Source organism: Aequorivita todarodis (genome assembly GCF_028561335.1).
Taxonomy (GTDB): domain Bacteria; phylum Bacteroidota; class Bacteroidia; order Flavobacteriales; family Flavobacteriaceae; genus Aequorivita; species Aequorivita todarodis.
Genome location: NZ_JAQQTG010000019.1, coordinates 54,383 through 66,107 on the forward strand (window position 1 = coordinate 54,383; position 11,725 = coordinate 66,107).

Genomic DNA, 11,725 nt, shown 5'->3' on the forward strand with positions numbered 1-11,725 from the left:
TCCAAATTCACGATTTACGAAAATACTTAATATTATTTACGCACTTAATCATTAATAACCTTTTTCTGATGGTTGATGGACTCTTGGTGAATGGCTTTAAAAATCCGTAAGATAAATTCCTCGCTCAACTGGTTTTCCTCGCCCTCCAAAATCATTTTTCCCAAAATCTCGTTCCACCTTTTTGTCTGAAGGATTGCAACGTTGTTTTTCTTTTTCAACCTTCCGATATCATCGGCAATTTTCATCCGTTTTCCCAAAGATTCTATAAGCTGGTGGTCCAGCACATCAATCTTGGTTCGCAAGGTGTTCAATTTGTTTTTGAATTCCACGGCATCGCCTTCCTGTTTTCTGATTTTTAAATCGATGGTCATTTGGTCCAACGTAGCTGGCGTAATTTGCTGTGCGGCATCGCTCCAGGCATTGTCCGGGTCAAAGTGCGTTTCCACCATTAACCCGTCAAAATTAAGGTCGAGCGCGGTTTGGCAAAGGTCAAAAATAATGTCCCTGCGCCCCGCAATGTGCGAAGGATCCAAAATAAGCGGCAGATCTGGAAATTTATTCTGAAGATCGATCGGGATTTGCCATTCGGGATTGTTGCGGTAGCGCGTTTTTTCATAGGTTGAAAAACCGCGGTGGATGACGCCCAAATTTTTCACATTAGAGGCATAGAAACGTTCCACGGCGCCAAGCCATAAGGCCAAATCTGGGTTTACCGGATTTTTTACCAAAACAATTTTGTCGGTTCCCTTCAAGGCATCGGCTATTTCCTGCACAATAAATGGCGAAACCGTAGTACGGGCGCCCACCCACAGGATATCCACGTCGTGTTTTAAAGCCAAATCTACGTGGTTGGCGTTTGCTACTTCGGTGGCAATCATCAATCCGGTTTCCTGTTTGGCCTTTTGCAGCCATTTCAGGCCCAAAGCCCCCACGCCTTCAAAATTACCCGGGCGGGTTCTCGGTTTCCAGATTCCGGCCCGCAAGACCGTGGCATCTGTTTCTTTTAACTGGTGCGCTATTTTTAAAACCTGCTCTTCCGTTTCGGCACTGCATGGGCCAGCAATTACCAATGGATGCGCCAAATTCATTGCGTTTAGCCAATTGCCAAGGGATTTATTATTCTCCATATACACTGTCTTTTATAAGGGTGCTTGGTGTGTTTTCCAGATTTTGTCTGTAAACGCCCAATATTTTAAGTTCCTTTACTGTTTTTCCCAGCAAGGTAATCACTTCTGAAAAAATTCCGTAATCCTCAAAAAGAACATCCACAAAAAAAGCGTATTGCCAAGGTTTTTCTGGAATGGGAAGCGATTGTATCTTGGTAAGGTTGATATTGAAAGTATTCAGCAATTGAAGCACGTTGGACAGGCTGCCTACTTGATGGTCCAACACAAATTTTAACGAGGCTTTATTGGCCTCAATTGGCGACACTTCGGTCTTCCGGCCCAAGACCACAAAACGGGTTTTGTCCTCTTTTAAACTCTGCACGTGGCTGTCCAGTATTTTAAGTCCATAGCGTTCCGCAACCTGTTTTCCGGCAATTGCGGCTACGCCCTTTAGGTTTCCTTCCTTGATTCTTTTCGCTTCTGAAGCGGTGTCCTTGCCCTCTACAATTTTGCAATGTGGCTGAACGCGCATCAAGTAATCCTTGCATTGCTGCAATGCCACGGGATGTGAATGTATCTCGTCTATGGTGTGTAGCGTCTCGCCTTCCAACGCCATTAAATACATATCTATGTTAAGATAAACCTCTTCCAAAATTTGAAGGTCTTCCCTGTCTATCAAATTGTAGTTTGGCAAAATGGATCCCGCAATGGAGTTTTCAATGGCAATGACCCCAAAATCGGCACTTAGGTTGGTGATTGTTTCCGTTACCCTATCAAAACTATCGCAGGGCATAAGGTTTACATTGGTGTTTGGAAAAAGTTTTTGGACGGCAAGGTGATGAAAAGAGCTTTCTATTCCTTGGATTGCGATTTTAATGCTCATAATGTTGATGGTTTTAGGTTAAAAAAAAGTCCCGGAAAAATTTTCCGGGACTTTAAATGTTTTATGGTTATAATAACTATACAACAATCCCGGTTCTATTCTTAAAATAGAAAAACCAAAAGTTGTTGAAAGTAAAAAGTGTGCTCATTGTGTTTTTAATAGATTGCTAATGTAGTTAATTCTTAAAAACGAAAAAGGTTTTTTTGGTTTTTTTTAAATCGTTTCGCTTTTTTAGCATTTTATATAACTTTTTAAAAGCACACTTAAATTTCTTGAAATAATGTAGGAAAAGTAATATTGCAATATTACTTTTTCTCTCCTATTACAAAAGGATTAGAACAATTAATACATGTAAGTATGCGTTATTTTCAATACATACGTTTTCAAAAAAAATATCGAATTTGGCCGTTTCAATTGGATCGTGTTCAAAATGCACAATAGTATTGCTTAACTTTGCCCAACTTAAAAAAGTATGTCGATACAAGTAGAAAATATTACCAAAACCTACGGCGAACAAAAAGCGCTGAACCAGGTTTCGTTTACCATTGAAAAAGGAGAAATCGTAGGTTTTTTGGGCCCGAACGGTGCCGGAAAATCCACAATGATGAAAATTTTGACCACCTTTCTTCCCGCTTCGGAAGGCGTGGCGATCGTGAATGGTTTTGAAGTAACGAAGGATGCTATTTCCGTAAAAAAAAGCGTTGGCTATCTGCCCGAACACAATCCGCTTTATTTGGATATGTACGTTCGCGAATACCTTCTTTTTAATGCCGGAATTTATAATATCCCCAAAACGGAAGTTGAAAGTGTTATTGAAAAAACCGGTTTAACGCCCGAAGCGAACAAAAAAATAGGCCAACTTTCAAAAGGGTATCGCCAACGAGTTGGGCTTGCAAATGCGCTGTTGCACGACCCCGAAGTTCTAATTCTCGATGAGCCCACAACAGGCTTGGATCCCAATCAATTGGTTGAAATCCGTCAGCTTATAAAAAACGTGGGCAAGGAAAAAACAGTTTTGCTTTCCACCCACATTATGCAGGAAGTGGAAGCCATTTGCGATCGCGTAATAATTATAAACAAAGGCGAAATAGTGCTCGACAAAAAGCTTTCAGATTTAAAAAACAATAAGCAACAGATTATTGAAGTAGAGTTTGACTATCGTGTGGAGGAAGTGGCGTTGCAACAACTTCCAAAAATTGAAAAGATTGAAAACCCCGCAGGTTTTGTTTACCATCTTTATTTTGCCACCGAGCAGGATATGCGTGGAAAGGTATTCGATTTTGCACACGATAATGGCTTGAAAATTCTTCAGCTGCACCAAAAAAACACGACGCTCGAAAAATTGTTTTCGGAATTGACTATGCAAAAATAAATACTTCTAAACTGAGGACAATAGCTCCTCCGCAAATCTATGGACACCGTTCAAGATTTTCAGCGAGGTTTTTTCAGAGACACTTTTATGGCCATCTTTGTATTGATGCAACAGTTGCGGATTTATTTTTAAATATTTTGCCAAAGCGGAAACATTGAAAATAGTATAGTATTCGAAAAATTGGGATACGTCCAAGCTGAATTCCAAGCTGAATTCCAAGCTGTAATCCTGTGGCATTTCTTCCCCATCCTCTTTAAGCCCTTCCAAATGAAACTGAAAGGCTTCCGAAAAATTTTCCTTCATTTCATCCCAATTTCTTCCGGTACTTATTACGCCCGGAAAATCATCAGTATAGGCACTAAAGCCAGTAGCAGTTTTTTCGACGGTAACTTTGATTTTCCTCATCACTAAATTGTTTAAAGCCCAGCTTGTTTCAAAATTGATTTTTCGGTTCCTTTGGCCACATCCCCCGAATGAACGGGAATCGTCACCCTTCCTTTTTTGGTTGGGTGCTTAAACTGAGCGTGACTTCCTTTTTGGGAAACTTTATACCAACCATCTTTCTTTATTAGTTTTATAAGTTCCTTGGCAGTCATTTTCAAAAGTATATATTTTTATACTTTTTTGCAAGTAATATTGAAATGTGAATTCATTCAAAAATAAGCTTCCCCCGATACAGTTCCTCAACCTCGACAACTGGCGGTCGGTTTTTGGAGATTACATCGCCCAAACTAACTATTTTACCTTTGATCGAGAGTTGTGGATTTACAACCATCGGGCCGGTACTGCGATGATAAACCGTTAATTTCTGCACAATCAAATCTTCGGCATAAACCCTGCAATCACCCGCATAAAGGCCGAAACTTGCATTGGTTGCACTTCCGCTTAAATAAAATTTGGAAAGGCCGTTTGCCACAATATTTAGGTTTTCCACTTCCAAATTCAGTTTAAAATCGCCGTCAATATGATATTGGTCCTCATTTTGTTGGTCCTCTGAGGCCAGACTCAAACTGGGAAATCGCAAAACACCAATACTCTCCACGGGAAGTCCCGTACTGCTCCTTATTTCAGTGATATTCGGTGAAGTTATATACACTTTGGTCAATCCGTAATCGCGCAACAAATTACAGGAATTGTTATTGTGGATTTCGAGTTTTCCATTGGTAACGGAAACTGCTATATCGTTCATCAAGTTTTCGCCAGTTTCAACCACAACCTTTTGTTCATTGCCTTGCTGAATGTAAAGTTTGATTCGTTCCCAAACCAGTATCTTGGTAAAAGGCTGTACGGACCTTTCTTTCTGTACAACCTCCCCGGCTGTCTGGATACAATCCCAGCCCGAGTCTGAGCTACATCCTGCAAATAGAAGAATCAATACTATGTAAATTGTTTTTTTCATAATTATCACTTCTGAAAAAAATCAGGGTTTTTATAATCTATAACCTATGCCAAATTCCACAGCTTCCGCTTTCGCCCAGTGTGCGTGCACGGTTACTGCGGCAAATACCTTATCGCTGAAAAAATATCTTTTCAGTCCCAAACGGTTATAAACCCGGTTTTCAAATTCATAGGGCCAATATACATAATACCCCAACTGCGAAACAAACGCCACTTTATTGAAGCGCCATTCGTGGCCCACAAAAACCCCGACCCGCTTGTAATCTTCATCGCCCGAAAGTCCGTCTTCGGGATAAGCAATGGAGCGGTACTTGATCAATTCCTTTAAAAAAGTAGAAAAGAAAACATCTACCCCAGCGGTGAAGGTGCTTTTATAGTTAATACGTTTGTCAACAAAAGCTGAAATCACATAAAACGGCTCCTGCCCTAACCCTACTACATCGCTTTCGTTTATTCCGGTTCTAAAAGCAAGGTTGTATTTAAACCTTTCGGCGTGGGTTCTACTAAGCGAATCCTCTTTCTTTATATACTCGGGAAACTCTTTATAGTCCAATTGATAACTAACCCCTGCGTTCAGCGCAAAAGTGTTTGTGCTATTGTTCGGCGCCTTAAAATTGGCGTTGCTGTAATGAATAATTGTGAACCCAGCGTGAAACCCAAGCCCCTTCCAAATATTCTCGCGCACATAATTTCCTTTTAAAAAAGTAGTGCTTAACAATTCTGTGCCGTAGGCGTTATTATTATAGTTGGATTCTGTGTCAAAAGGCTTTGCGGAATAGGCTATTCCCTGCCCGACCCGCACCATTAGGTTCCTGTTTAAAAAATACCAGGTGATGTGTCCGTAGGCACCCAAAACATTTCCCAAATAGTCATTGTGCAAATTTTGATAAGCAACCGTAAAACCCCAATCGGGATAGTTGTAGCGGCGTTCCCATTCGTTAAACCCGTAGGTTTTTCTATTGAAGGATAAAAAGAAACCTGTAGGATGTCCGGTAATTAAGTGTTCAATATCCGGGTTGTGTTCGAGTACGGTGCCGTAGAAAAAATCGGCCTCCAAGGAGACGGGCTTCAATTCCTTTTCCTGCGAAAAAAGTGGGAAACTTAAAAGGATAGCTGTGAATACGGAAAGAAAGTGCTTCATATTTTTTTCAACGCCCGTAAAGATAAACTAATCTTCAAATAATAGCCTGCCCGTGAATAATTCTTTTACATCTACAAGCGGAGGGCGGTTATGGCTGATAATATCGCCCGTGGCCACGATTTTTCCGACGATACTTTGCTGCGGATTTACAATCATTTTGTTCGCACTTCTTTGAAAAACAGTAAGTTCATCAATTGTAAAATTTTCTCCTTCAAACCGCGGCATTTCGTCAGCAAAACTAAGATTGGCATTGTCAGCGGTGCCCGTAATATAAAAAACACTTTGGCCGTTTGCGCTAACGCGGAAATCTTCACAAATAAGGTTCAAATAAAAATCGCCGCTCTTTCTGATTGTTTCTGGGCCGGCCGAACTGTTGCTAACCAAAGTGAGTTGCGGAAAATTCAATATTCCCTCGCCAATTACATCGTAAGCCGAGCTATTCCTGATTTCAGTAATGTTTGGTACGGTTACAAATACTTTCGTAATTCCGTAATCGCGGACCAAATTGCAGTCATTATTATCTTTCACCACCAAAGTATTTCCTTCAACACCTACGGAAATATCGCTTAAAAGGTTTTCGCCCGTTTCAAGAATTATTTCTGTTGAATCTCCCTGCTTCAAATATAAAGTCACATCGTCCTCAATCCTGATTTTCGTAAAATCTGAAACAGAATATTCTTTGGAAACCGTGCTTCCAGCAGCTTGCACGCAATCCCAACCGTTTTCGGAATCGCACGAAAACAGCAAAAAGACCAGGCCAACAAAAAATAACTTCTTCATAATCTATATTCTAATTCCCACGCCAAATTCCACGCCTTCCACTTTCGCACCGTGCGATTTTAGAGTAATTGCGCTGAAAAGTTTTTCGGTAAAATAATATTTCAGACCTGCCCGAAAATACGTTCTTCCCTCAAAATCATAGGGATAATACACATAATAGCCAACCTGTGAAACTACGGCTAATTTATTGATGTGAAGTTCGTGCCCTGCAAAAATCCCGACGCGTTTAAAATCCTCATCGCCTTTAATGCCCATATTTGGAAAAGCAATGGAAAGGTATTCAATTTCCTTTTTCAGAAATGGCAAATAGAAAAAATCCGCACCCAACTGAAGCGTGCTTTTATAACTCAACCGCTTGTCCGCAAAAGCCGAAACCACAAAAAACGGATGCTGCCCAAGGTTTAAATAATCGCTTTCGTTCAACCCGCCGCGGAACACAAAGTTGTATTTTATAGGTTCCGAAATTTTCTTCGGGAGGGAATCAGAAATATATTCAGGATTTCTTTCATCAGCTACGGAATATTGCACGCCGATATTTAAAGTGAAGGCATTTGTACTCGAATTTGGCGCCTTAAAATTTCCGTTGGAATAATGCACCAAAGCAATTCCCGCTTGAACCCCGAAGTTTTTGAAGAGATTTTGTTTGTTGTAATTCAGCATCAAATAGGTCGAACTCAACAAACGTGTGCCGTAAGCGTTGTTTTTGAAATTGGTCTCCAAATCGAACGGATTGGTGTTATAGGCAATACCCTGCCCTATTCGGAAGAAAAGATTTCGCTTTAAAAAGTAAAAATTGAAATGTCCGTACAGCCCATAATTCTCACCCAAAACATCATAATTTGCATTTTGGTGCACAAATGAAAACCCCCAATCAGGGTAATTGTATTCCTGCTGCCAACGCTCGGCTCCATGGGTTTTTCGGTTAAAACCAATTATAAAACCATCGGGATGTGCTTTCACCAAATGTGAAATATCCTTATTGTGCCGAAGAATGGTTCCGTAGAAATAATTGGCATCCACGAAAAAGTCCCTGTTTTTTTCCTGTGAAAAAACAAAAGAAGTTGTGAGAAAAAACACCAAAAACGCAATTCGGGACATTACCGCAAAATAAAGCAATCTTAAAATACCTGCGAAGCGATTTCCTTAATATTGCTACTTTTTCCCATTGAGTAATAATGTAGAAACGGAACTCCAGCTTTTACAAGTTCTTGACTTTGCTTTACGCACCAATCAATCCCAATCTGCCGAACGGCCTTATTATCCTTGGCTTTCACCACTTCCATCACCAACGAATCTGGTAAATCAACTTTAAATCTATGCGGAATTAAATTGAGATGTGATTTCACTGCAATAGGTTTCAAGCCAGGAATAATTGGCACGGTAATACCTTCTGCCCTACATTTTTTTTCAAACTGAAAAAACTTTTCATTGTCGAAAAACATTTGGGTAACGATGTACTCCGCGCCGTTTTTTATTTTCTTTTTTAGGAAATGGATATCGCTCTCGCTGCTCGGGGCTTCCATATGTTTTTCGGGATATCCGGCCACGCCCACACAAAAATCCGTCGGGAAAGTATGCTGAAGTTCATCATCCAAATAGGTTCCTTTGTTCAAAGCATTTATTTGCGAAACAAGGTCGCAAGCGTATTTGTGGCCGTTTTTTTCGGGCGTGAAATAGGTCTCACTTTTAACCGCATCGCCGCGCAGGGCCATTACATTATCAATTCCCAAAAACTGGAGGTCTATCAAAAAATTCTCGGTTTCTTCCTTCGTAAATCCGCCGCAGAGAATGTGCGGCACGGCATCAACTTCATATTTGTTCTGGATTGCCGCGCAAATCCCCACCGTTCCCGGACGTTTGCGAACGATTTTCTTCTCAATCAAACCGTTTTTCAATTCCTTAAAAACATATTCCTCCCGATGATAGGTAACGTTTATGTAGGGCGGCTGAAACTCCATCAACGGATCAATATTCTCAAAAATGGAATGTATATTTTCCCCTTTCAAAGGCGGTAAAATCTCAAACGAAAATTGTGTTTTTCCGTTGCCGTTTTTTATGTGCTCGGTTACTTTCATAAAGCCCCCTATCCCCCGAAGGGGGAATTTACCCCTTGCCCCTGACCGTGGAACATTGGGGTGGTTAAACATTTATACTCAATATTTTTTTTCATAAATAAAGTTTTCTAATAATTGATATTTTAAAAGTCCCCCTTCGGGGGATTTAGGGGGCTTCCGCTATATTGGTTTTCAACCAATTCGTAGCTTCCTCCAAATCCATATTCTTCCTTTTTGCAAAATCTTCCACTTGGTCCATTTTAATCTTTCCAAGACCAAAATAACGTGCTTCGGGATTGGCAAAATAATAGCCCGAAACCGAAGCCGCGGGCCACATGGCCATATGTTCGGTGAGTTCTACGCCTATATTCTCTTTCACTTTTAAAAGCTCCCAAATAGTCCCTTTTTCCAAATGGTCGGGACAGGCGGGATAGCCGGGCGCGGGACGAATGCCCTTGTATTTTTCTGAAATCAAGTCTTCGTTCGTAAGATTTTCTTCGGAAGCATAGCCCCAATAGTTGGTTCGCACTTCCTTGTGAAGGTATTCCGCAAAGGCTTCCGCCAAACGATCTGCCAACGCTTTTACCATTATGGCGTTATAGTCATCGTGTTCCGCAACGTATTTAGCAGCCAATTCCGCAGTTCCAAAACCTGTACTTACACAGAAACAGCCAATATAATCCTGAATTCCAGTTTCCTTTGGAGCAATAAAATCTGCCAATGCAAGGTTTGGTTTTCCTTTTGCTTTTTGGGATTGTTGGCGAAGGGTAAGCCCCCTAACCCCCGAAGGGGGAAAAGCTCCCTCCGCCCCGCCGCGGTGGGGAACTATCAAAATGTCGTCATCGTCTATTGTATTCGCTTCAAAAATTCCAAAGACAGCCCTCGCTTCCAACAATTTTTCTGAAATTATTTTATGAAGCATTTTTTTCGCATCCTTAAATAATTCTGAAGCTTGTTCGCCTACAATTTCATCTGTTAAAATGTTTGGATACTTTCCGTGCAGTTCCCAACTTCTGAAAAAGGGCGTCCAATCTAAATAATCCAGCAATATATTTAAATCGAAATCCTTTAAAACGTGAACTCCCAGTTTGTTGGGTTTCACTATTTCTGAAGAATTCCAATCAATTTGAAATTTGTTTTTTCGCGCTTCGGAAATGGGCAAATAGGTTTTTACTTTTTGTCGCTTCAAAAAATCCTGTCGGAAAGTGTCGTATTCCTGTTTGATGTTTTCTTTATATGCTTCCGAAGTTTCCTTTTTCAGCAAATCGCCAACCACCGTAACCGCTCGTGAAGCATCGTTTATATGCACCACGGCACATTCGTACTCAGGATCAATTTTTACCGCGGTATGCGCCCGGCTCGTTGTTGCACCGCCAATCAACAACGGAACCTTGAAATTTTGCCGTTGCATTTCCTTCGCCAAAAAAACCATTTCGTCCAGCGATGGCGTAATCAAGCCGCTCAAACCAATGGCATCCACGTTTTCTTCTTTTGCGGTTGCTATTATTTTTTCCGGCGGAACCATTACACCCAAATCGATTATTTCATAATTATTGCACGCCAAAACAACGCCGACTATGTTTTTTCCAATGTCGTGGACATCACCTTTTACGGTTGCCATTAATATTCGACCTGCCGAATCCGTCCCCCTAGCCCCCAAAGGGGGAACAAGTTCGGCCTTCTCCCCCTTTGGGGGCTGGGGGGACTTTTCAGTCAAATCTTTTTTTGCTTTTTCAATATACGGAAGCAAATAAGCAACTGCTTTTTTCATTACACGAGCAGATTTAACCACTTGCGGCAAAAACATTTTTCCGCTTCCGAAGAGGTCTCCAACCACGTTCATTCCAATCATTAAATTGCCTTCAATTACTTCAATTGGTTTGTTGGCAATTTGTCGCGCTTCTTCAATGTCTTCAAGAATATATTCATCAATTCCTTTTACCAATGCTCTCGTAATTCGGTTTTGCAAAGACTCTTCGCGCCACGAGAGATCAATTTTACTTTCTTTTGCGGTTCCTTTAACTGTTTCGGCAAAATCCAATAAACGTTCCGTGGCATCTTCGCGCCGGTCGAGCATTACGTCTTCAACGTGTTCCAAAAGATCTTTTGGAATATCGTCGTAAACTTCCAACATTGCAGGGTTTACAATCCCGATGTTCATTCCCGCTTGAATGGCGTGGTACAAAAATACCGAGTGCATCGCCTCCCGCACGGGATCATTGCCCCGAAAACTGAAGGAAACATTACTCACGCCACCGCTGACGCTTACGTGTGGCAGATTTTCCCGAACCCAGCGCGTAGCTTCTATAAAATCAATAGCATTTTTTCGATGCTCGTCCATTCCCGTTGCAACAGGAAAGATGTTTAAGTCGAAAATAATATCCTCGGGGGCGAATTTCACTTGATTTACCAAAATATCATACGAGCGTTTTGCGATTTCTATTCTTCGGTCGTAATTATCGGCCTGTCCCGTTTCGTCAAAAGCCATTACGATTACCGCGGCACCATAGCGTTTTATCAATTTTGCGTGATGTATAAATTCTGCTTCGCCCTCCTTTAAACTGATGGAATTTACCACACATTTCCCTTGAACAACCTGCAAACCTGCTTCAATGATTTCCCATTTACTGCTATCAATCATAATCGGCACTCGCGAAATATCTGGCTCGGCAATTACGAGATTCAAAAATTTCACCATCGCCTCTTTCCCATCAATCAAACCATCGTCCATATTTACATCGATGATTTGCGCGCCGTTTTCCACTTGCTCGCGGGCAACGGAAAGGGCTTCCTCAAAATTTCGTTCTTTTATGAGTCGAAGAAATTTCTTTGAACCTGCCACATTGGTGCGTTCTCCCACATTTATGAAATTGCTTTCGGGGGTAATGATTAAAGGCTCTAATCCTGATAATTTTAAATATCTTTTATCTTTCATTTCAACTTTATTTGCTTAGCGTCTTTGCGACTTTGCGTGCATTTTTTTCTCGCAAA

11 protein-coding genes are annotated in these 11,725 nt (G+C 41.1%); 1 reads left to right on the plus strand and 10 read right to left on the minus strand.

Going from position 1 to position 11,725, the window contains the following annotated elements:
* Positions 1-44: 44 nt before the first annotated feature.
* Together POV26_RS08380 and POV26_RS08385 are read right to left on the minus strand one after the other, a co-directional pair.
* Positions 45-1,127, minus strand: coding sequence for a bifunctional 3-deoxy-7-phosphoheptulonate synthase/chorismate mutase type II (locus tag POV26_RS08380; protein WP_272856024.1), 1,083 nt, complete (start codon positions 1,125-1,127; stop codon positions 45-47).
* Positions 1,117-1,989: a prephenate dehydratase gene (locus tag POV26_RS08385; protein WP_272856025.1), complete on the minus strand. Its 873-nt coding sequence runs from the start codon at positions 1,987-1,989 to the stop codon at positions 1,117-1,119. Before POV26_RS08385 ends, POV26_RS08380 begins: the two co-directional genes overlap by 11 nt.
* 472 nt (positions 1,990-2,461) lie before the next feature.
* On the opposite strand from POV26_RS08385, the gene gldA reads away from it, so the two are divergent.
* Entirely contained in the window at positions 2,462-3,361 is a 900-nt protein-coding gene (gene gldA / locus POV26_RS08390) for a gliding motility-associated ABC transporter ATP-binding subunit GldA (RefSeq protein WP_272856026.1), read from the plus strand.
* A gap of 6 nt (positions 3,362-3,367) precedes the next feature.
* Here gldA and POV26_RS08395 read toward each other — a convergent pair whose 3' ends face one another.
* The 8 genes from POV26_RS08395 to metH all read right to left on the minus strand — a co-directional run bounded on the left by POV26_RS08395 (position 3,368) and on the right by metH (position 11,669).
* Positions 3,368-3,766: a type II toxin-antitoxin system HicB family antitoxin gene (locus POV26_RS08395; RefSeq protein ID WP_272856027.1), complete on the minus strand. Its 399-nt coding sequence runs from the start codon at positions 3,764-3,766 to the stop codon at positions 3,368-3,370.
* 11 nt (positions 3,767-3,777) lie between these two features.
* Entirely contained in the window at positions 3,778-3,957 is a 180-nt protein-coding gene (locus POV26_RS08400) for a type II toxin-antitoxin system HicA family toxin (RefSeq protein WP_272856028.1), read from the minus strand.
* 53 nt (positions 3,958-4,010) lie between these two features.
* The gene (locus POV26_RS08405) at positions 4,011-4,760 is read right to left on the minus strand and encodes a head GIN domain-containing protein (RefSeq protein WP_272856029.1); all 750 of its coding nucleotides are present in this window, start codon (positions 4,758-4,760) and stop codon (positions 4,011-4,013) included.
* Positions 4,761-4,790: 30 nt separating this feature from the next.
* Positions 4,791-5,900: an acyloxyacyl hydrolase gene (locus POV26_RS08410; protein ID WP_272856030.1), complete on the minus strand. Its 1,110-nt coding sequence runs from the start codon at positions 5,898-5,900 to the stop codon at positions 4,791-4,793.
* Between the two features lie 27 nt (positions 5,901-5,927).
* Positions 5,928-6,680: a head GIN domain-containing protein gene (locus tag POV26_RS08415; protein WP_272856031.1), complete on the minus strand. Its 753-nt coding sequence runs from the start codon at positions 6,678-6,680 to the stop codon at positions 5,928-5,930.
* A gap of 3 nt (positions 6,681-6,683) precedes the next feature.
* Positions 6,684-7,778, minus strand: coding sequence for an acyloxyacyl hydrolase (locus tag POV26_RS08420; RefSeq protein ID WP_272856032.1), 1,095 nt, complete (start codon positions 7,776-7,778; stop codon positions 6,684-6,686).
* 20 nt (positions 7,779-7,798) lie between these two features.
* Positions 7,799-8,755 (minus strand): methylenetetrahydrofolate reductase [NAD(P)H], encoded by a 957-nt coding sequence (gene metF, locus POV26_RS08425; RefSeq protein WP_272856033.1) that lies wholly within the window; start codon positions 8,753-8,755, stop codon positions 7,799-7,801.
* A gap of 145 nt (positions 8,756-8,900) precedes the next feature.
* Complete coding sequence (gene metH / locus POV26_RS08430) at positions 8,901-11,669, minus strand: methionine synthase (protein WP_272856034.1); 2,769 nt, start codon at positions 11,667-11,669, stop codon at positions 8,901-8,903.
* Positions 11,670-11,725: the final 56 nt, after the last annotated feature.